20 protein-coding genes are annotated in these 20,630 nt (G+C 72.5%); 13 read left to right on the top strand and 7 right to left on the bottom strand.

The genetic code is table 11. The features are described from left to right. The first annotated feature begins 167 nt into the window (after positions 1–167). From AB0G16_RS01405 to AB0G16_RS01395, 3 genes are all read left to right on the top strand, one after another. Complete coding sequence (locus tag AB0G16_RS01405) at positions 168–815, top strand: VC0807 family protein (protein ID WP_362797113.1); 648 nt, start codon at positions 168–170, stop codon at positions 813–815. A 178-nt stretch (positions 816–993) separates the two neighbouring features. After that, the gene (locus tag AB0G16_RS01400; RefSeq protein WP_362797112.1) at positions 994–1,464 is read left to right on the top strand and encodes a TspO/MBR family protein; all 471 of its coding nucleotides are present in this window, start codon (positions 994–996) and stop codon (positions 1,462–1,464) included. Positions 1,465–1,822: 358 nt separating this feature from the next. Continuing rightward, positions 1,823–2,479: a VTT domain-containing protein gene (locus AB0G16_RS01395; RefSeq protein WP_362797111.1), complete on the top strand. Its 657-nt coding sequence runs from the start codon at positions 1,823–1,825 to the stop codon at positions 2,477–2,479. Between the two features lie 48 nt (positions 2,480–2,527). Here the strand turns inward: AB0G16_RS01395 and AB0G16_RS01390 are convergent, their stop codons facing one another. After that, complete coding sequence (locus AB0G16_RS01390) at positions 2,528–3,004, bottom strand: lipocalin-like domain-containing protein (RefSeq protein ID WP_362797110.1); 477 nt, start codon at positions 3,002–3,004, stop codon at positions 2,528–2,530. 208 nt (positions 3,005–3,212) lie between these two features. Here AB0G16_RS01390 and AB0G16_RS01385 point away from each other — a divergent pair, with 208 nt between their 5' ends. From AB0G16_RS01385 to AB0G16_RS01375, 3 genes are all read left to right on the top strand, one after another. Further along, entirely contained in the window at positions 3,213–4,043 is an 831-nt protein-coding gene (locus AB0G16_RS01385) for a DMT family transporter (RefSeq protein WP_362797109.1), read from the top strand. A gap of 11 nt (positions 4,044–4,054) precedes the next feature. Beyond that, a complete protein-coding gene (locus AB0G16_RS01380) occupies positions 4,055–5,302 on the top strand; it encodes a glycosyltransferase (RefSeq protein WP_362797108.1) in 1,248 nt (415 codons plus the stop codon). Positions 5,303–5,431: 129 nt separating this feature from the next. After that, positions 5,432–6,364, top strand: a complete 933-nt coding sequence (locus AB0G16_RS01375; protein WP_362797107.1) for an acyl-ACP desaturase — start codon at positions 5,432–5,434, stop codon at positions 6,362–6,364. 182 nt (positions 6,365–6,546) lie between these two features. Here the strand turns inward: AB0G16_RS01375 and AB0G16_RS01370 are convergent, their stop codons facing one another. Next, positions 6,547–7,764: an MFS transporter gene (locus tag AB0G16_RS01370; RefSeq protein WP_362797106.1), complete on the bottom strand. Its 1,218-nt coding sequence runs from the start codon at positions 7,762–7,764 to the stop codon at positions 6,547–6,549. Between the two features lie 167 nt (positions 7,765–7,931). Further along, complete coding sequence (locus AB0G16_RS01365) at positions 7,932–9,161, bottom strand: MFS transporter (RefSeq protein ID WP_362797105.1); 1,230 nt, start codon at positions 9,159–9,161, stop codon at positions 7,932–7,934. Positions 9,162–9,305: 144 nt separating this feature from the next. Between AB0G16_RS01365 and AB0G16_RS01360 the strand changes: the two genes are divergently transcribed. Next, positions 9,306–10,463, top strand: a complete 1,158-nt coding sequence (locus AB0G16_RS01360) for a LacI family DNA-binding transcriptional regulator (protein ID WP_362797104.1) — start codon at positions 9,306–9,308, stop codon at positions 10,461–10,463. A gap of 222 nt (positions 10,464–10,685) precedes the next feature. Then, positions 10,686–11,555: a TIGR03619 family F420-dependent LLM class oxidoreductase gene (locus AB0G16_RS01355; RefSeq protein WP_362797103.1), complete on the top strand. Its 870-nt coding sequence runs from the start codon at positions 10,686–10,688 to the stop codon at positions 11,553–11,555. 312 nt (positions 11,556–11,867) lie between these two features. On the opposite strand, the gene AB0G16_RS01350 is transcribed toward AB0G16_RS01355, so the two are convergent. Then, on the bottom strand, positions 11,868–12,467 hold the full coding sequence (locus AB0G16_RS01350) for a TetR/AcrR family transcriptional regulator (RefSeq protein WP_362797102.1): 600 nt from the start codon (positions 12,465–12,467) through the stop codon (positions 11,868–11,870). A gap of 116 nt (positions 12,468–12,583) precedes the next feature. On the opposite strand from AB0G16_RS01350, the gene AB0G16_RS01345 reads away from it, so the two are divergent. Continuing rightward, positions 12,584–13,405: an SDR family NAD(P)-dependent oxidoreductase gene (locus tag AB0G16_RS01345; protein WP_362797101.1), complete on the top strand. Its 822-nt coding sequence runs from the start codon at positions 12,584–12,586 to the stop codon at positions 13,403–13,405. A gap of 194 nt (positions 13,406–13,599) precedes the next feature. On the opposite strand, the gene AB0G16_RS01340 is transcribed toward AB0G16_RS01345, so the two are convergent. Further along, on the bottom strand, positions 13,600–14,442 hold the full coding sequence (locus tag AB0G16_RS01340; protein ID WP_362797100.1) for a hypothetical protein: 843 nt from the start codon (positions 14,440–14,442) through the stop codon (positions 13,600–13,602). 235 nt (positions 14,443–14,677) lie between these two features. On the opposite strand from AB0G16_RS01340, the gene AB0G16_RS01335 reads away from it, so the two are divergent. Continuing rightward, complete coding sequence (locus AB0G16_RS01335) at positions 14,678–15,313, top strand: hypothetical protein (RefSeq protein ID WP_362797099.1); 636 nt, start codon at positions 14,678–14,680, stop codon at positions 15,311–15,313. A gap of 56 nt (positions 15,314–15,369) precedes the next feature. Here the strand turns inward: AB0G16_RS01335 and AB0G16_RS01330 are convergent, their stop codons facing one another. Continuing rightward, on the bottom strand, positions 15,370–15,903 hold the full coding sequence (locus tag AB0G16_RS01330) for a hypothetical protein (RefSeq protein ID WP_362797098.1): 534 nt from the start codon (positions 15,901–15,903) through the stop codon (positions 15,370–15,372). Between the two features lie 219 nt (positions 15,904–16,122). Between AB0G16_RS01330 and AB0G16_RS01325 the strand changes: the two genes are divergently transcribed. From AB0G16_RS01325 to AB0G16_RS01315, 3 genes are all read left to right on the top strand, one after another. Continuing rightward, positions 16,123–16,926, top strand: a complete 804-nt coding sequence (locus AB0G16_RS01325) for an inositol monophosphatase family protein (protein ID WP_362797097.1) — start codon at positions 16,123–16,125, stop codon at positions 16,924–16,926. A gap of 672 nt (positions 16,927–17,598) precedes the next feature. Next, positions 17,599–18,459, top strand: coding sequence for a hypothetical protein (locus tag AB0G16_RS01320; RefSeq protein WP_362797096.1), 861 nt, complete (start codon positions 17,599–17,601; stop codon positions 18,457–18,459). Positions 18,460–18,614: 155 nt separating this feature from the next. Next, positions 18,615–19,433, top strand: coding sequence for an arylamine N-acetyltransferase (locus AB0G16_RS01315; protein ID WP_362797095.1), 819 nt, complete (start codon positions 18,615–18,617; stop codon positions 19,431–19,433). Here the strand turns inward: AB0G16_RS01315 and AB0G16_RS01310 are convergent. Beyond that, positions 19,385–20,518, bottom strand: a complete 1,134-nt coding sequence (locus tag AB0G16_RS01310) for a hypothetical protein (protein WP_362797094.1) — start codon at positions 20,516–20,518, stop codon at positions 19,385–19,387. The genes AB0G16_RS01315 and AB0G16_RS01310 overlap by 49 nt on opposite strands. Positions 20,519–20,630 lie beyond the last annotated feature (112 nt).

Below are 20,630 nucleotides of genomic sequence, written 5' to 3'. Positions count from 1 at the left end.
GCGAGGGGATGGGAACGGGTCAGGTACGGTGAGGCGCCGATGAACAACGGAGACCGCCTCCGCGCACGCCTCGCCGCCTGTCTCCGCGACGGACCTGGAGAGCTCGTCGCGTGCCGTGATGGTCGCCAACGTCCAGTGCCCGCCGCCGCACCGTCCCGTGGAGCGTCATGAGCCACCAGCCCATCGTCGTCCTCCCCCGCCTCGCCGCACTGGCCAGACAGGCGGCACCGAAGATCCTGGAGGGCGTCATCGCCCCCCTCGCCGTCTTCTACGCGGCCCTGGCCGTCCTCGGCCTCAAGGGCGCGCTCATCGCGGCGGTCACCTGGGTGTACGCGGGGGTGGGCTGGCGGCTGGTCCGCCGCGTCCCGGTTCCGGGAACCATGATCCTCGCCGTCATCGCGATCACCGTCCGCGCCCTGCTGGGGTTCTGGACCGGAAGCGCGGTGATCTACTTCCTCCAGCCCGAGCTGGGCACCATCTGCATCAGCATGGTCTTCCTCGCCTCGGTGCGGTTGAACCGGCCGCTGGTGCAGAAGCTGACCCTGGACTACATCCACCTGCCCTCGGCGGTGCTGAAGCACGAGCGGGTCCGCCGGTTCTTCGCCCGCATCACCCTGCTGTGGGCCTTCGTGCTGCTGGTCAACTCCTCGGTGAGCATCTGGCTCCTGCTCCACCAGTCGATCGGCACCTACCTGCTGGTCCGCACCGCGACGGTGGCCGCGATCAGCGGTCTGGCGGTGCTCTTCTCGGTGATCGCCTTCCGCCGGGTGCTCGGCCGCCTGCACCAGGACCCGGTCCCCGCCCCGTCGGCCTGACCCCCGCGGCCCGCTCTCCCCGGCCTGACGCGTCCGGCCCGTTCCCTCAGTGATGGCCTGCTGGCTCGATCTCTGCGGCCGGGCCCCTCGTCCCGGCGTTCCCCGGGGGGCGCCGCCCCCGGCGGGGAACCACCGGGCGGTAGAGGCGCGGATGAGGGGGCAGGAGGTCTGTATGGTCATGGCACACCAACACCCGAAACGCTGGGCCGGGCTCCCGGTCTTCATCGTGATCCTCGCCCTGGTGGCTGTGGTGGGATCGCTGGCGGCCGTCAACGCCGGAGGCGAGTACCTGTCGCTGGAGCGGCCTGCCTGGGCGCCTCCGCAGTGGCTGTTCGGCCCCGCCTGGACGGTCCTCTACATCATGATCGCCCTGTCCGGCTGGCTCGCCTGGTCGGCGCGCGGCCTGACGCCGGCGCTGGGCGTGTACGCGGTCCAGCTTGTCCTCAACGCGGCCTGGACACCGCTCTTCTTCGGCGCGGGCCGGTACGGCCTGGCGTTCGCGGAGATCGTCGTCCTCTGGCTCGCGATCGTGCTGAACATCGTGATGTTCCGACGGATCAGCCGCCCGGCCGCCTGGCTCCTGGTGCCCTACCTGCTCTGGGTGACGTACGCGGCCGCGCTGAACTTCGCCATCTGGCAGCTCAACTGACCTCGCCGTCCGCCCGGCTCGACCGAGCCGGGCGGACCCCGGCGGTCCCGGACGGCCTCGGCGACCCCCGGCGGCCTCGGCGGTTCCGAGCGGCCGGCGGCCCCGGGCGGTCCCTCTCGGACGAGGGGCGCCGCCCGCGCCGATCCTTCGGGGCCATCGCCGGAGCGGGCCGGAAGGCCCGCCGCGACGGCACCGCCACGAGCCCTCCGGCCCGGGACGCGGATCTCCTGGTGATCTCAGGGATGTGAGCGGGAACTTCGGGGTTCGTCCCGGATGTGTCCGGGACGACGGGACGCGAGCGTGTTGCGCGAGAGAACTCTCTCCGTGATCACGCCCGTCCCCGACTCCGGAGCCCCCCATGACGCAGACCGTTCTCGACCTTCTGCACGACGTGATGACGTCTCCCTGGATCTACCTGGCGCTGTTCGCGCTGGCGCTGCTCGACGGCTTCTTCCCCGTGGTCCCGGCGGAGACCGCCGTCATCACGGCCGGCGTGTTCGCCGCCGCCACCGGCGCGCCCGACCTGCTCCCGGTGATCGCGGTCTCCGCGCTGGGCGCGTTCGTCGGCGACCATGTCTCGTACCTCATCGGGCGTGGCGCCAATGACCGGCTGCGCAACGGCAGGCGTAGCCGCAGGGCGTTCGTCTGGGCCGAGAGGGCGCTCGCCGAGCGGGGCGGACTGGTCCTGGTGGTGGCCCGCTACATCCCCGGCGGGCGGACCGCCTGCACCCTGACCATGGGCGCGGTCGCCTATCCCCGGCGTTCCTTCGCCTTCTTCGACGCGGTGGCGGTGCTGTCCTGGGCGATCTACTCCGGGCTGATCGGCTACGTGGGCGGCGCCGCGTTCGAGAACGACCCGATCAAGGGCCTCCTGCTCGGCCTGGGCATCGCCGTGACGATCACCGTCATCGTCGAGGTCGTCCGCCACCTGCGGCGCCGCGGCGCCGTGGCGGAGGCGGGGACGGGGACGGGGACGGGGACGGAGGAGAGCCTGGCCGCTCGCCTTCCCCGCTGACCTTCCGCGGGGCGCCCCGGTCACGCGGCCGGTGATCGGCGCCCGGCCTCACGACCTTCGCCAGATCATGGTGTGCCAGCACCCCCGCTCCGAGGCGGCCAGGACCAGGCGGTCGCCGTTGATGTTCAGCTCGCGGACCTGGACCACGCCCGCCATGGACCGGTCGAACGACACCTCGACGTCGTGGGCGATCTGGCCCTCGCGGACCTCGTACCGGCCCGCGTAGGAGTAGAAGGAGGCGGACGCCTCCCCCGGTGCCCCGGCCACCGCCGCCTGCGCCTGCGCCGCCAGGGCCACCACCGGTGTCCTCGTGGGCGCGTCCCGCGAGCTCCCCGAGCTCCCCGAGCTCCGGGAGCTCCGGGTGGGCGACGGGGCGTGTGCGGCCCGCGAGACGGTCATGCTCATGTACCCGTCGGGGGTGTAGCAGAGCAGGCCCACCGCGTCCCTGCCGAAGGGATGCGAGAACGCGCTCCCGGGAGCCCCGATTCGCCACTCGACCAGGCGCCAGGCGCCCACGAGATCCATTCCGCGAAACTACGGCGGGCGGAGCGGGCGGGTCAACAGCCCCGACGCGAAACTCGGGGAATCCCCACGGAAGTCAGGGTGATCCCCTATGGATCCCGTCGCGCGGCCGGGGCACGCTTCCACTGTTCACCACAAGACCTCCGCCGGACGCCTCCGCGAGGTGATCCGGTCATTTCGCCGTGTCTTCATCTGTCTGTGAGGAGTGCGCATGACCGTGCTGGCGGCAGGCCTGGCACTGCTGGGGTCCCTGTTCTTCGCCCTCGGTGCCGCCCTGCAGCAGTTCGAGGCCGCGCGCACCTCACCGGCCGTGCTCACGCGGCTGATCAGGCGTCCCCGCTGGCTGCTGGGCGGCCTGGCCATCGCGGCCGGCACCGCCCTGCACATCGTCGCGTTGAAGTACGGCCCGCTCACCCTGGTCCAGCCGATGGGCGTGGCCAGCCTGCTGTTCGCCCTGCCCTGCGCCGCCGCCCTGCAGCGGCGCAGACCGGCCAGGGGCGAGCTGGTCTCCGCCGCCGTGATCGCCGTCGGCCTGGTCGGCCTGGTGCTGGTCGTGCCCGTCCACGGCGGCGAGCCCCGCCTGACGACCGCTGAGGCGGTGGTCCTGCTCGCCGGGGCGGCGGCCGTCGCCCTGGCGCTGTGCGCCGGCGCCAGGCGCGCCTCGCCCGCCGCGCGGGCCTGCCTGCTCGCGACGGGCGCGGGCGTGCTCTACGGGGCGACCGCCACGCTCACCCGCGTCCTGGTCGACGGCGAGTGGGAGTTCTGGTTCCTGCTCGCCGTCCCGATGCCCGCCCTCATCGCGCTGGTCCTGCTCCAGCGCGCCTACGCCGTCGGCCACTTCGGCGTCGCCTTCGCGGCGCTGCAGGTGGCCGACCCGCTCACGGCCGTCGCCTTCGGCGCCCTGCTGCTCGGCGAACCGCTGCCGACCGGCCCGGTGAGCGTGATCACCGCGCTGGTCGCCGCGGCGCTCACCGCCGCCGGAACCGCCGCGCTGGCCCGTACCACCCCGATGTCCCCGTCGCACGAGGCGACGGCACGATGAACGGAGCACCGATGGTCATGTCACCCCCCGCCCTCGCCTCTGCCCTCGCCCCCGCCCCGGCGCCGCCCCCCGTCGCCACCCGGCCCCGCCGGGTCCTGATCGGGACGGACACCTACCCGCCGGACGTGAACGGCGCCGCCTACTTCACCCACCGGCTGGCCCGGGGGCTGGCCGGGCGCGGCAACGAGGTGCACGTGGTGTGCGCCTCGGACGACGGGCCCGCCAGGACCGAGCGGGTGGAGGGGGTGACCGTGCACCGGCTGCGCTCGGCGCCGGTGCTCGTCCACCCGACCATGCGGATCTCGGTGCCGGCCCGGCTGGACCGGCTGGTCGGCGAGATCGCCCCCGACGTCGTGCACGTGCAGGGACACTTCGTCGTGGGCCGTGCCGCGATCTCCGCCGCCCGCCGCGGCGGCGTCCCCGTGGTGGCGACCAACCACTTCATGCCGGACAACCTCTTCCAGTTCGCGCGCGTCCCCGAGCCGCTCCGGGACCGGGCGGGCGCCCTGGCCTGGAAGGACTTCAACCGCGTCTTCTCCCGGGCCGACCACGTCACCACGCCGACCGGGATCGCGGCGGGCCTGCTCGTCGGCAAGGGCTTCGGCCTGCCCGTGGAGGCCGTCTCCTGCGGCATCGACCTGACGCGGTTCCGGCCGCGCTCCGGGCCGGGCGCGCGGGCGCGGGCGCGGCGGGCCTTCGGGCTGCCCGATCGGGACACGATCCTGTTCGTCGGCAGGCTGGACGAGGAGAAGCGGCTGGACGAGCTCGTCCGCGCCCTGCCGCGCGTGCTGGACGACGCCGACGCGCAGGTCGTGCTGGCGGGCACCGGCGGGCAGCGGGCGGCACTGGCCGCGCTGGCCGACCGGATCGGGGTCGGCGACCGGGTCGTCCTGCCGGGGTTCGTACCCGACGAGACGCTTCCCGAGCTGTACGGGGCCGCCGACGTCTTCGCCATGCCGGGCGTCGCGGAGCTGCAGAGCATCGCCACGCTGGAGGCCATGGCCACCGGCCTGCCGGTCGTCGCCGCGGACGCGATGGCCCTGCCCCACCTGGTACGGCCCGGCCGCAACGGCCGGCTCTTCCAGCCGGGCGACGTGGCGGAACTGGCGTGGCACCTGGGCGGCCTGCTCGCCTCCCCCGAGGCGCGCGCCGCGATGGGCGCGGCGAGCCGGGCCATCGCGATGACCCACGACGACCGGTTCTCCCTGGCCAGGTTCGAGGCGATCTACGAGGGGGTGGAGCGGAACGGCCCGGCGTGACCGGCCGTCTTGCCCACAGGGCTACCAATCGCCCATAGGCTTCCAAAGGTGATATGTCGCCCGTACACGCGCCGGGCCTACCTACGCTAACGTAGGTTACGGTTGCGTAGTCTCTGAGGGAGAAGCCTGATGCGAACGTTCAGTGAGACCGAGCTGCTGCTCGAGCTTGAACCCGTCGTCGCGGGGGAGCTGGATCGGCACCACAGGATGGCCAAGGAGTGGTTCCCGCACGAGTACGTGCCCTGGTCGCAGGGGCGTGACTACGACGGCGTCTTCGGTGGCGAGGCCTGGGCCGAGAGCGACAGCCGCATCCCCGAGGACGCGCGCGTCTCCCTCATCGTCAACCTGCTGACCGAGGACAACCTCCCCAGCTACCACCACGAGATCGCCACCACGCTGGGCCGCGACGCCGCGTGGGGCACGTGGGTGCACCGCTGGACCGCCGAGGAGGGCCGTCACGCCACCGCCATCCGCGACTACCTGACGGTCACCCGGGCGGTCGACCCGGTCGCGCTGGAGCGGGCCCGGATGGTGCACATGGGCGAGGGCTTCACCAACTCCTACGAGGGTGTGCTCGCCTCGGTGGCCTACGTCTCCTTCCAGGAACTCGCCACCCGCATCTCGCACCGCAACACCGGCATGGCCTCCCAGGACCCGGACTGCGAGCGGCTGCTCGCCCGGATCGCCGCCGACGAGAACCTGCACATGCTCTTCTACCGCAACCTGCTCGCCTCGGCCTTCAAGCTCGCCCCCGACCAGACCATGCGCGCCGTGACCGACGTCGTCACCACGTTCCAGATGCCCGGCACCGGCATCGAGGGCTTCACCCGCAAGGCCATGATCATCGCCAACGCGGGGATCTACGACCTCCGCCTGCACCTGGACGACGTGCTCCAGCCGGTCCTGCGCCAGTGGGACGTGTTCGACATCAAGGGTCTCGGCCCCGAGGGCGAGAAGGCCCGCGAGGAGCTCGCCGAGTTCCTGGAGCGCCTGGAGGTCACCGCCTCCCGCTACGTCGAGCGCCGCGAGGCCCGCCGCGCCCGCCAGGCCGCCAACGCCTGAGCCCGTCCTGCCGGGGACCGGAGAACGGTCCCCGGCGGACGGCGGGTCCCGGCCTCGCCCGTGTCGCGGCGGGCCCGCCGCTCGATCCACCGTCCGAGCCCCTGCCTGACCCCACCTGCCCGCCGCCCGGATTCACCCCGGACCCGGCCTGGGATCCCCGCCCCGGACACGGCCCCCGAGTCTCAGGCGGCGCCGACCAGCTCCCGGGCCGGTTCGCGCTCCGCCCCCGGAAGAAGGCGGCGCAGGAAGACCAGCGCGAGCAGCGCGGCCAGACCGGTCGTGACCGGCGGGACGAGGAAGGCGAGGGCCGGGCCGGAGACGTCCACGAGCCGGCCCGCGACGGTCGCCCCGGCGGCGATGCCCAGCCCGATGGCGCCGCTGAGCCAGGTGAAGGCCTCGGTCCTGACCTCGGCCGGGACGAGGCCCTCGACGAGGGTGTAACCGGTGATGACCGCGGGGGCGATGACGAACCCCGCCAGGGCGGCCCCGCCGTACAGCAGCGGGAGGGACCCGGCGAACATCAGGGCGACGGTGGCCGCCGACAGCAGCCCCAGGGTGACGACCAGCCTGACCGGGGCGCCGACCCTCCAGCGGACGACGCCGTACAGGATGCCCCCGACGAAGCTCGCGCCGGAGAAGCTCGCGTAGATCGGCCCCGCCGCGGCGGCCTGCCCGAGGGCGGCGGTGGAGGAGGTGATGCCGACCTGGAGGCTGCCGAAGACGGTGCCCAGGGCGACGAACGCCCCCGCGAGCACGGCCACGCCGCGCAACCTCAGCACGCCGCGCCCCGAGCGGACCCGGACCGGGATCGGCTCGGGGGCGCCCTGGCGGACCCCGGCGAACGCGAGCGTCCCGGCCACGATCATGACCAGGGCCACCAGCAGCGCCCACACCGGTGAGAACCCGGTCGAGACGGCCACCAGGATGACCGGCGCGAGGGTGAAGGTCAGCTCGTCGGTGATGGACTCCAGGGCGAAGGCCGTACCGAGCCTGCCCGACCCGCCGAGGACGTGCGCCCAGCGGGCACGGACCATCGAGCCGATCTGCGGCACCGTGGCCCCGGTCAGCGCCGAGGCGAGCACCAGCCAGACCACCGGCGCGTGCGCCGAGGCGAGCACCAGCAGGGCGCCCAGCGCGGCGGCGTGCACGGCGACCTGCGGGAGGAGCACCCTGGCCTGGCCGTAGCGGTCGGCGAGCCGCCCGGTGCGCGGGCCGATCAGCGCGGACGCCACGGCGGCGGCGGCCGAGGCGACACCGGCCGCGCCGTACGAGCCGGTGGACCAGTGCACGAGCAGCAGCACGCCGAGCTGGAGCATCGCGTTCGGCAGGCGCGCGACGAACGCGGGAACGAGGAAGCGCCAGGCTCCGGGCGACCTGAGCACGGCGAGGTACGACGTCAAGGGATCTCCGTCCATCGTCCAGACGGAGGTTCCGCCCGGTTCGGGGCCCGCCTGGGGTGGCGGGCTTCGACCGGGGTGATACCGCGTGTCGCGGCCGCCGAGCGGTCATGGCATGCGTCCGTTCCGAACGCACCAGCCGGTCAGCTTATGCCATGACGTCCCTTACGTCACATTCGAGGGGCGGGCGTGCCCCGAGGGTCGCGCCGATGCCCGGGGTTCTCCGCGCGGTCATGCCCGTCCACGGCACGGCCGGGCCCGCTTCCCGCCTGGCCGGGCCCGTCCACGGCACGGCCGGGCTCACCCGAAGGCCGGTCCCACGGGGAGCCGGCCCCGACGGCCGCCCGCAGGAGGGGCCAGGCCAGGACCGCGAGGGCGGCGGCCAGGGCGGCCACGGCCGTCATCGCCCCCGGCAGGCCGACCACCTCGGCCCAGTACCCGACGTAGACGGGTCCGGCCAGGAAGCCCAGGTAGGCGACCGTCGTCACCACGGACGTCGCCCTCCCCCGGGCCGCCTCGCCCACGTGCGCCGCGACGACGCTCATCAGCGTGGGGTAGAGCACCGCCGTACCGGCGGCGGCCAGGGCCAGCCCAGGCAGGACCGCCTGAACGGTCGTCGCGACGGCCACCAGCACGGTCCCCGTGGCGGCCGTCACGGAGCCGCAGACGAGCACCGTGACGGCGTACCGGGAGCCGATCGCCCCCGCGCAGAAGCGGGTGAGCGCGACGACGGCGGCGAAGACCGCCGGGCCCGCCGAGGCGAACGCGGGACCCGCGTCGGCCACGTCCAACAGGTAGACCGCGCCCCAGCTCTGGTGGGCGTTCTCGGCGGCGAAGGCCAGCGCGCCCAGGCCACCGACCACGAGCAGCGGGAACAGGCGCACCGGGAGCCTCCGCCGCACGCCGGCCGCGACATCCCGCACGCCGGTCCCGGCGGCCCGCGCGTCGGCCGCGATGCTCAGGGCGGCGCCGGTCGACACCACCGCGACGATCAGGAACGGCACGACGACCGGCAGCCCCAGGGCGGACGACAGTCCGGCGGCGAGGCTTCCGGCCACCACCATCGACGAGAAGGTGCCGTGCGCGCGGGTGATGACGGGCCTGCCGGACCCCCGCTCGGCCGCGCCCGCCGCCGCGTTGATCGCGACGTCGGCCGCCCCCGAGGCCGCGCCCAGCAGCGCCAGGCCCGCCGACAGGCTCCAGACGTCGCGGCTCGCCACGGCCACCAGCGCCCCGGTCGCACCGAGCCCCACCAGCAGGAGCGCCGCCACCCGGAGCCCCCAGCGGTCGACCGCCCTGCCGGTGACCAGCATCGCCGGCAACGCCCCCGCGCCGACGAATAGCAGCGCCGTGCCCAACTGCCCGTCGGTCAGCCCGGCCTGGTCTCGGATCAGGGGCACCGAGGCACCCCACACCCCCCAGAAGGCACCGAACGCCCCGAACCCCGCATAGGCCGTCCGAGCCCGGACGCCCACCTCTCCTGCCGTCATATGTGTAACGATACACAGAATCGCTGTGTATCGATACACAGCTATCCTCTGCCCATGAGCGGACGGGCGGCCAGGCGCCGGGTGACCATGGCGGAGGTCGCCCGCGCGGCCGGGGTGTCCGTGATGACCGTCTCGTACGCCTACGGCAAACCCGGCCGGGTCTCCGACGAGGCACGGGCCAGGGTCAGGGAGGCCGCCGAGCGCCTCGGTTACCCCGGCCCGCACCCGGGCGCCCGGTCGCTGCGCAGTGGGCGCACCGGCAACCTGGGCGTCGTGCTGGGCGAGCACCTCACCTACGCCTTCGACGATCCGCAGGCCACCCGCTTCATGTCCGGCGTCGCCCAGGTCTGCGCCGACCACGGCATGGCGCTCACGCTCGTCCCCGTCACCGGCGGCCCCGCCGACGTCGACCGGGTCACCGAGGCCGCCGTCGACGCCTTCGTGGTCTGGACGACCGCCGACGACGACCCGGTCGTCGACGCCATCGTCGCCACCGGCCTGCCCGCCGTGATCCACGGCGGGCCGCGCCGCGAGGGCCTCTCCTTCGTCGCCGCCGACGACCGGGCCGCCGCCGTCGCCGTCGGCCGCGAGGTCTTCGCGGGGGCCCGGCGCCCGGGGGTGCTGAGCTTCCCGCTCGACCGCGCCCGCGTCTCCCGGATCGCCTTCGGCGCCTCCTCCCCCGATTCCCCCACTTCCCCTCCCGCCACCTCCGCGTCCGCGTCCGTCGATGGGGCCTCCTCCGGAACCGGTCCCCCACCGGCGGGGATCGACCCGGACGCCTCGACCTTCCGGGTCACCCGCCAGCGCCTGCGCGGCTACCGGGACGCCTGGGCCGGGACCGGCGGCGACTGGGCGGCGGTCCGCGTGGCCGTCTGCTCCACCAACAGCGCGTCCGAGGCCGAGGCCCTCGCCGCCGAACTCCTCACCGGCCCGGAAGCCTGCGACGCCGTCGCCGCGATGGGCGACGAACTGGCCCTCGGCGTGCTGCGCGCCGCCGCCCGCCTGGGCCTGACCGTCCCCGGCGACCTCACCCTCTGCGGCTGGGACGACTCGGCCGCCGCCGCGCCCGCCGGGCTCACCACGATCGCCCAGTCCCTGCGCGACCAGGGCGCCCGCTGCGCCCGTACAGCCCTCGGCGTCCTCGCCCCCGGCGACCGCGACACCGAGGTCGCCTGGAGCCTCGTCAGGCGCCAATCCACCGCCAGGTCCTGAACGGGCTTGCCTTGACGCCGGTGACAGGGTTCTAGCGTGGCCGCGACGATGAACGGACGGCGGTGACCGTGGACGGAGGGCGGGGATCGTCGGCGGACGGCGGTATCACCGCGCCTTCGTGGCACCTGCCGCGCGTTCCCGGCACCGGCCGCGCCTTCGCGCCGTCGGCCGCGCGGGACGGCGACCGGCCGCTCATCGCGTCGGCCGACCCGAGGAGTGACGGTGAAGTTCGGAATCAGCTACAGCACGCCCTTCCACGGCATCGACCCCGACGGGATCGTGGCCTACGCCCGGCACGCCGAGGAGTGCGGCTTCGAGTCGCTGTACGTGCCCGAGCACATCGCGCTGTACCCCGGCGCGACGGTCGGCGCCTTCAAGCTCCCGCCGACGTTGCCGTACCTCGACCCGCTCGACTGCCTGAGCTTCGTCGCCGCGGCCACGCGGCGCATCCTCCTCGGGACGGGCGTGCTGCTGCTGCCGTACCACCACCCGGTCGTCCTCGCCAAGCGCCTGGCGACCGTCGACGTCCTGTCCGGGGGGCGGATGCGGTTGCTGACCGTGGGACTCGGCTCCCTGCCCGGTGAGGCGCGGGCGGTGGGCGTCGACTTCGCCACCCGTGGCCGCCGCGCCGACGAGGCGATCGACGTGATGCGGCTGCTGTGGTCCGGCGGCGAGGACGGCGTCGGCTTCGACGGGCACTTCTTCGCCTTCGAGGGCCTGTGCCAGTTCCCGAAGCCCTACGGGACCGACCGGTTGCCGATCCACGTCGGCGGATCGAGCCGGGCCGCCGCGCGCCGCGCCGGACGGCGCGGTGACGGCTACTTCCCCGGCGGCGCGCTCGGCCCGGACGAACGCGCCCTCCAGATGGACATTGCCCGGTCGGCCGCCGCCGAGGCCGGACGCGACCCGGACGCGCTGGAGTACACGCGATCAGGATCGATCGACATGACCCCCGACCAGGTCGAGGCGCTCGCCGCGCAGGGCGTGACGCGCATCGTGGTGAGCGCCACCGCCACCGACCCCGACCGGCAACGCGAGGAGATGTCCGCCTTCGCCCAGCGGTTCGCCCTCCTCGAATCCCTTCCCCACTAGGGTTCGTGCGACATCGGGTCCTCGGCGGGCCGAGGACCCCGGACACATGGAATCGATGTCGTCGACGCCGGATCGGCCGGATACCGGCCTCGTCCCTGCCCGGGCGTGAGCCCCGAGAGCGGTGGGGAGCGCGGTCTCTGGCCGGTGCAGGAGCTTTCCTCGGCCTGGGGGTGGTACGAGACCCCGGCCGGGCGCGTGGTCTGGTTCCAGTTGGGCGGACGATGACGTCCTGATCGGCCGGCCACCGTTCCGATGCGCCTGACCTCGACGGTGGTACGAGCCTTTGGGGCGATCCGTGGACCCACCCCCGGTTCAGGGAGCGAAGGCCTTGAGGGTGACGTCGACGAGCGAGTCGGCGTACGCGGCGGTCAGCGGACCGCTGCGGTGCAGCCACCTCTGGAAGAGGGGGGCGTAGAGCACGTCGAGGACCAGGTCGAGGTCGGCGTTCGCGTCGAGCTGCCCGGCCTTCTGGGCGCTGCGCAGGCGCGCCTTCTTCGCCTCTTCCAGCGGCCGGGCCAGCTTCTCCCGGTACTCGACCGCCAGCGCGGCGTCGTTGGAGATCTCGGTGTTGAGGGCCCGGATCAGCCTGTCGAAGGCCGGGTCCGCGAACTCCTCCGCCGTGGCGCGCATGACGAGCTTGAGGTCGGCCTGCAGGTCGCCCGTGTCCGGCAGGGTGATCGACTGCCCGTCCGCGTCCTCGCTCAGCGCCAGAACGGCCGCGAAGACGATCGCGCTCTTCGACGGCCACCGCCGGTAGATCGTCTGCTTGCCGACGCCGGCGCGGGTGGCGATGGCCTCGATCGTGACCTTCTCGTACGCCTCCTCCGCGACCAGGGCGCGGGTCGCCGCGAGGATCGCCTGCCGGGACCGCTCCTTGCGGCGGGAGTGGTCGGGTCCCTTCTCGGTGGACATCCCGTCAGACTACCCCGGAAACAAAACGAGACGATCCGTATTGCCGAATCAGGATCAATACCCTAGGTTCGAAACGAATCGATACGAGCCGTTTCGTTTACTGAGAGTGAGACACCATGACGAACGCACGAGTCTGGTTCATCACCGGCGCGTCCCGCGGCCTGGGCCGGGCTTTCGCCGAGGCCGCCCTGAAGAGCGGTGACCGCGTGGTGGCCGCCGCCCGCAACGTCGAGCCTTTGAAGGAACTGACGGAGAAGTACCCCGACCACCTGGTCCCGCTCCCCCTGGACGTCACCGACCGCCGGGCCGTGTTCGAGGGGGTGGATCGGGCGGCGGCCGCGTTCGGCGGGCTGGACGTCGTCGTCAACAACGCCGGCCAGATGCTCTACGGCATGGTGGAGGAGGCCACGGAGGAGCAGATCCGGGCGCACCTGGACGTGAACTTCTTCGGTGCCGTGTGGGTGGCCCAGGCGGTCCTTCCCCACCTGCGCGCCCGTGGCGGGGGGCGGCTCCTCCAGGTCACCTCGATGGGCAGCGGCGGCGGCATGGCCACCGTCGGCTTCTACGGCGCGGGCAAGGCCGCGCTGGACTCGCTCAGCGAGGCACTGGCGATGGAGGTCGAGGCGTTCGGCGTCAAGGTCACCGTCGTGCAGATGGGCGGCTACGACACCGGCCTGTTCACCGTCGGCACCACGACCACCGAACCCCTGGCGCGGTACGAGCCCCTGCGCACCGAGATGGAGGCGATGTGGGGCGACGCGGTCCCTCCGGAGCCGGACAGCGCCGCTCCGGTCATCATGGAGCTGGCCGCACTGCCCGACCCGCCCCGGCGGTTGATCGTCGGCGGCCAGTCCTTCGATCACGTGCTGGAGATGAGCCGGGCGCAGGAGAACCTGTACCGGTCCTGGGAGCACCTGAGCCGTATCGCCCCAGGCTGACCGGGTCCGCGCCACGACATACCTGTTCCCGCTGCGCGGTCGCGGGGGTGGGCGTGTGCCGAGAACGTGCTCCACCGAAGTCGTCCCTGGTGAGAACCGGACGAACGGCCAGCACGTACCTCAGGGGAACGACTTCGTCCGGGGGCCTTTCCCTGACGGACGCCACCGGCCGTTCCGTTGTCGATCGAGCCGCGCTACCTGATCTCGCCGAGGTCGAAGGCGACGTCGGCGAGGTTGACCGTCCGCACCTCCGGATCGTCGAGGAGCGGGAGCAGGGCGGGGAGTTTCCAGCGGTCGACGACGAGCCCGTACACGACGCCCTCCTGGGCCACCCCGGTCAGCCAACCCGAGTCCAGTTCGAAATCGCTGAGGTCGTCGTCCTCGTCGAGCAGCCCGACCCACCTGCGGAACGCCGCCAGCGCGATCTGGGGCTCGGTCTCGCACTGGTACTGAGGAGGGATCACGGTGTGCTCCTCGGACAGGTCCCGGTTCCAGACGACCTCGCTCATCGGAGGGTCACCGCTGGAGTCGTCGTACTGGTACGGGGAGTAGACGTAGGAGACGTCCGTCCCTCCGCAGAGCTTGTGGCGCCGGTTGAAGGCGATGAGCCGCTCGGTGGTCATCGCGTGCGTGAACTCCACGACCGCGAGGGCGTCGAGCGTCCTGGGAAGCTTGCCGATGGTCTTCCGGACGTCTTCCTTGGTCTTCTCTGCAGTCTTCTCCCAGCCCTTCCGGACCTCTTCCGGGACCTTCCAGGCACCCTCCGGCGGTTTCGCGTCGATGCGGGAAACCCATTCCACCGAGGAGATCGCATCGGTGAGGCGGGAGCTGTCCGGCCATCCGTGCAGGCGCCGTTCCGGGTTCGCGACGCGAGTGGCCGTGGCGCGTATCTCGGCCGTCCGTTCCTCACCGAAGTCGACGAACACCCGCAGCAGCCCTTCGGCCATGTTCAGGGCCATGAACAGCGCCGCGCTGACGGCCAGGACCTTGAGGAGGGACCTGCCCACGTACGACCAGTCGGGTTCCCTGACGTTCACGGCCGCACGCTCCTGCGATCTAGATCAAATCGGGTACGAGGCACCATAGCTCTCAGGACTCAGCGGGCAGGGAGAGCCCGCCCGTTCCGCCGGACGCCGTCAGGGCTCGGCCCGAGTTCGGCGCCGCAGGCGATGTCGCGAGACGGTCGGCCGCCGGGCCGGGGTTCTCCTCGTGATCGGAAAACGTGGCGATCGGTCGCTAACCTGTCATCTCCACCTGTCGAGGAGGAAGCCCATGAGCCCGGTCACGCCCGAGACGGTCGATCACTACGTACGGATGCTGGCGGACCTGCATCGGGTGGATCCCCACATCAACGACGCGATGTTCTGGATGGTCGTGCGAGGACGCGGGGAACCCCTCACGATCGCCGAGGTGGCCCACCGGCTGGGAGGTGACCCCGACGCGGCGGTTCCCCGCACCGTGCTGGAGGTGGAGGAGGGCCACGCCGTGCTGGAGCAGAGCGACCACGGGGTGATCGTGCTGTCGCGCAACGCCTCCATCGTGGATCCCGACGTCTGGGTCCGCCTGAGCGAGAACGCGCAGGCGTGGGGCCTCTGGTGGCTGGCCAACTCCTTGAACAGCCTGTCCTACGCCGCCGACGGACGACTGGTCACGGAGCTGGACACCCTCCATCCCGAGCCTTCGGAGTGCAAGGGCATGGATCCTCGTGCGCTGGATCCCCACCTTGAAGCCCTGCGCGCTCTCGCCGACCGGAAGAGGGCCGACGACCAGGCCGGCACGAAGCCTTCCGCCCCCTACCCCGAGTGGGAGACCTCCCTGGCGACCATGGAGGCGATGACCGGCGTGCGCCTGGACGTCGACCGGTTCACCCGGAGGCAGCCGTCGGTGCGCGCCCTCGCATTCTGGTGATCTCCCCGGGACGGGACGGGACGGGACGGGACGGGACGCGGCGACCCGGCGGCGGGTCAGCTCACGCAGTCCTGGGTCTTGAGCCCGAGGCCGAACTCCTGGAGCCTGTCCCGTCCGTCGACGCCGAAGTAGTAGTACGCCTTGGGGTTGCCCGGCACGGTGGCGTAGTAGCCGTTCAGTTTTCCCTTGGCGTTCGGGTAGGCCTTCTTGATCTGACGCAGGGTCGAGCCGATGCCGATGCCCCTGGGGGTGCGCATCCCGGCCGTCGCGAAGATGACGGCGACGCCGCGCTTCCTGGAGATGTAGACCCCTCCCGTGTCGCGGGTGCCCCGGTGGGCCTTGTAGGTCCAGTGCGCGCAGTGGCCGGGCTCCTTGAGCACGATCTTGCCGGTGGCCTTGGCCTGCCTGGCGGTCATCCCCAGCCTGACGCCGCCGTAGCCGTACGGGCCGAAGGTGCCCGGCGCGGCCGTGGTCGCGGTCGTCGTCACCGTCGCGGGAGCCTGCGCGGCGGCGACGGCTCCCGTCGGGATCGCGATCACCAGTGCCGCGCTCACGGTCAGAGCCGCCACCGTCGGTCGGATCACCTGCATGCCATCGCCCCGTTCCTGGAACAGTCGTTGAAATCGCTTTTATGACGCCGCCGACCGGAGGAAAGTTCACCACCGAAACCGGAACGTGATCACCGTGCGGGCGGAGCGCGCGGTCCGGGAGAGCCGGGCGCGCGGCGTCGACGACGCGTTGCCCGGCTGTACGCCGGGCCCGGCGACCCGGGCCCTTCCGCGCGTGGGGGCCGTGCCTATCCTGTCCGCATGACGATCACGGACAGGGAACTGGTCCTCGCGGCGGCGCGGTCGGGGGCCGACGTCGTCAGGAGCATGTACGGCACGTCGCTGGAGCGCTTCGACAAGTCCGCGCGTGACTTCGCCACGGCCGCCGACATCGAGGCGGAGAAGGCCATCCTCGGCGTCATCCGCGCCGCCCGGCCGGACGACGCCGTGACGGGCGAGGAGAGCGGGCGTACCGGCTCGTCCGGCTCGGAGCGCATGTGGCTGGTCGACCCCCTGTGCGGCACGCTGAACTACGCCGCGCACACCACGCTGGTCTCGGTGAACGTCGCCCTGCGCGTGGGCCGCGACCTCACGGTGGCGGCCTCGGCCGACCCGTTCACCGGAGAGGTGTTCTGGACGGACGGCGACCACGCCCACGTCCGCCGCGACGGCGTGGACGAGCGCCTCACGCCGTCGTCCGCGTCGCGGCTGGTGGACCTCAACCTCGATCCCCCGTTCCCGAACGCGCCGGGCTTCCAGGCGGCCCGGCTGCTCGCCGACCCCGCCTTCACGGAGCGCTTCGGCCCGCGCGTCGTCTCCACCACCCTGGCGGTGGCCTGGGTGGCCGCCGGCCGGCGGGCCGCGTTCGTCACAGACGGCCCCATGTGGGACAACGTGCATTTCGCGAGCGGGATCGCGGTGTGCCGGGCGGCCGGTTGCGTGGTGACGAACCTCCACGGCGGGCCGCTGTACGACGGTGCGGGCGGGCTGGTCGTGGCGGCCGACCGTGAGACGCACGCCGAGCTGCTGGACCTCGTCGCGGGCCGTTCCCCCTCGGCCCCGTGAGAACGGGACCACGGGGGCCGGGAGGGACCGGCCGGGTGTCGATTTCCCCGACACGATCACATCGTCGTCGATGTTCACCGGTCGCGGGCCCGCCGGGGCGCCGGTGTTCTCGGTGACGGCGGCGCGCGTTTCGGAATCCCACCCGAAACCTCTTTTCGCGTACGGCCGAGGCGCACCCGCGTGTCCGCCGGGAGTTCATGACCACACCATTTCCTTCGGCCGGTCACGGCGTCCGGCCTCTATTTCGGTAAGTGTTTTTCATTTTCGGTCGACGGTCTTTCCTGTTGTGGAACGACTCGGAGCCCGCCGCCCCCCGGACCACGCGGAGAAGCCGTCGGCGGGCCGATCGGCGCTCACGACCTGCGTGAACGTTCCCACCGTGGTCGGCGGGGCCGGGCGGCACCCCGGCACGCACGCCGGGCGACCCGCTCCGACGGGCCGGCGGGACCGGAAGAACCGCCGTTCCCCGCCCTCCCGGCGAACCGATGCGCTTTTGTCCCCGCTGACAACCTCCCGGCCTGTCGAACCGAATTCAAAATGTCATGAAAAACGACCGGCGATATTGAAAGTCCGGTCACGGCGGCACACACTCGGCGGTGAGAACATTCACCCCCAGCGTGTGGAGCGACAATGGACCGAGCCCTGACCACAATTCATGGGCACAGAAAACCGATGTTCCGGCGCATCATGTCCGCCGCCGTCGCGGTGCTCGCCGTGGCGTTCCTCTGCGTGCCGCCCGCGGGCGCCGCGGCGTACCCGACGCCGAAGAGCCTGACCGCCTTCCTCGACCTGGAATGCTTCAGGACCAGCCCGTACCAGCCGCCGGCCACGAGGGTCACCGTGCGGCACATCAACCCGCTGCTCACCAGCCTGCCGACCGAGACCCTCGTGCTCGGCCAGCGTGAGCAACTGTGCGTCCCGGTCGCCAAGAACAACCAGGTGCCGCCGTCGCCCGCGCTCGACTTCATCAGGTACGTCGACCTGTCCTGCTACAAGGTCTCCGGCGTGACGGTGAACACGGGCCTCGTGCTCAGCCATCTCAACCCGCTGTTCCAGACCCTGCCGCGCACGCAGGTCGTCCTGAACACCCCGCAGCAACTGTGCGTGCCGGTCATCAAGAACAACGTCCTCCCGCCCGCCGAGATCCTGTCGCTCGTCCGCCACATCGACCTCAAGTGCTACGGCATCACGCCCAACAACCCGCTGAACCAGCAGGTGAGCCTGCGCCAGCTCAATCCCGTCCTGGTCGGGAAGATCCCCACGCACGGCGCGCAGGTCCTCAACGCCCGCCAGCTGTGCGTCCCGGTGATGAAGGCCGGTGACAACATCCCGGCCGAGGTGTTCAACATCGTCCGCTGGATCGACCTGGAGAAGTTCGACGTCGCCACCCCGACGACCCTGCCGACGGTCACGCTGACCCTGCGGCACATCAACCCCGTCCTGGCCGGCCTCCCGATCGAGCAGGCCGTCCTGTCCGGCGCGAGCCAGCTCGCGCTGCCGGTCGCCAAGAACGGCAACTTCCCGCCGGGCTGATCCCCTGCCCTCGGAGCCCTTCCGCACGTGCCGGCGGAAGGGCTCCCCCGTCTCCGCCGGCACGCCGACGCGAGGACAGGCGCGAGGCGAGGAGAGGCGAAGTGGTGTGAGCCGGTGTGATCGGGCGCGGACGTGGCGCGTGGTGTGATTGCCGCATGGACGAGTCGCAGATCACCCGTTACCTGGAGAGAATCGGCATGCCCCGGCCCCCGGAGCCCGCGGAGCCCGCGGAGCCCGCGGAGCCCGCGGAGCTCGACGTCCGGAGCCTGCGCGCCCTCCAGCTCGCGCACCTGAGAACGGTGCCGTTCGAGAACCTCAGCATCCATCTCGGCGAGCCGATCACGCTCGATCCCGGCGCGCTGTTCGACAAGGTCGTCGGCCGGCGCCGCGGCGGCTTCTGTTACGAGCTGAACGGGCTGTTCGCCGAGCTGCTGACCGGGCTGGGCCACCGGGTGACGCTGCTGGCCGCCCGGGTCTTCGACGACGGCACCCCGGGGCCGCTCTTCGACCACATGGCACTCCGCGTCGATCTCGACGAGCCGTGGCTCGTCGACGTCGCCTTCGGGGACTTCACCGACGGGCCGCTGCGGCTCGACGAGCGCGCGGACCAGCGGGACGCCGCGGGCGTGTTCCGGATCGTACCCGCTCCCGGCGACCACGGCGACCTCGGTGACCTCGACGTCCTGCGCGAGGGCGAGCCGCGCTACCGGCTGACCGCCCGGCCGTACGAGCTGGCGGACTTCGTCCCGACGTGCTGGTGGCAGGAGACCTCGCCGCGGTCGAACTTCACCACGTCACCGGTCTGCTCGATACGCACGGACCAGGGCCGGACCACGATCAGCGATCACAGGCTGGTCCGCACCGTGCGCGGCGAGCGCGTCGAACGCGTCCTGGACGACACCGAGCTCCGCGCCGCCTATCTGGATCACTTCGGGATCGCGCTCGACACGCTCCCGTCGTCCCCCGGGGCGTGACCCGGGGCGCCGCCGGCCCGGCCGCCGAAGGCGGGGTAACCCGGCAGGGGTGCGACGTCCCAGCTCCCGGCGACCTCCCGCAGGAGCAGCCGCATCGTCTCGGCGAAGGCCGGGAACTCCTCCAGGGTGCTCGCCATCTCCCAGCGGTGCCTCATGAGCTGCCGCACGGTCGGGGCCGGGCGGGTACGGTGCACCGGCTTGTCGTCCGCCATGCGCGGGATCAGGATGACGGTGAGGTGCACCGTCCAGAGCGCGATCGCCCGCCGGACCCCGGCCCGCCAGATCTCGTCGGCGGCCAGCTCCGGGTAGGCCCGGACGACCTCGGCGCGGTAGATCCCCTCGATCTCCTCCGCCACGCCGGGGGGCAGGGAGAAGACGCACCAGCAACTGGAGAAGGGCATCCGGCAGTAGGCGGCGGTCAGGAAGACCGGCTGGAAGCACGCCGCCTCGAAGTCGATCAGCCGCAGGCCGCCGGGGGTGATCAGGTTGTTGTCGGGGCAGGTGTCGCCGGGTGTGAAGGCGAGATGGTCGCCCGCGTCGGTGGCCGCGATCCGTGCCAGCTCCCCGGCCAGGTCGCGCGGCACGTCGAGGCCGATCCCGGCGAGAGCCTCGGGGAACTCGGCCGTGCGCCGGACGGTCCAGGGCTCCTCGTCCCAGGAGGGCGCCCCCCTGCCGTAGCGGGCCGACAGCGCGGCCATGTCGGCCCGGCGGTGCACCGACTCGGCCGCCAGCCGTCCGAGCCCGCGCGCCCAGGCCGCCAGCCCGTCCAGGGCGGCCCGGGGGTCGTCGCCGAGCAGCACGTCGGCCAGCGTCGGCGCGGACCCGAGGTCCTCCATCACCAACAGCGGGAGCGAGGGGTGCGCGCCCAGCAGGCCGGGGCCGCCGAGCCCCATCGAGAGCCCGGCCGCCTCGGCGGTGAAGGCGCGCAGCCCCTCGGGGTCCGTGCCGTACCGCTTGACGACGACGCTGCCGCCCGAGGCCGTCCGGCAGCGCAGGACGACGCTGCGCGGGTTGCCCCCGAGGTCGACCGGTTCCGACAGCTCGGTCCCCACCACCTCGCCCGCGGCGCGCAAGATCGCATCCATCCCGGCATTCTGCCACTCGGTGCCGTCGATCCGACATGTCAGGGAAACGTCCTCACCTTCGACGGTTCCCGGCGTGTCTGGACTCGTCCGCGTCCGGCTCACCAGGCGGGCG

It is taken from the genome of Streptosporangium sp. NPDC023615, from assembly GCF_040640155.1.
Classification (GTDB): domain Bacteria; phylum Actinomycetota; class Actinomycetes; order Streptosporangiales; family Streptosporangiaceae; genus Streptosporangium.
The sequence above is the reverse complement of the archived record's forward strand: the minus strand, read 5'-3'. Positions and strand labels throughout refer to the sequence as shown.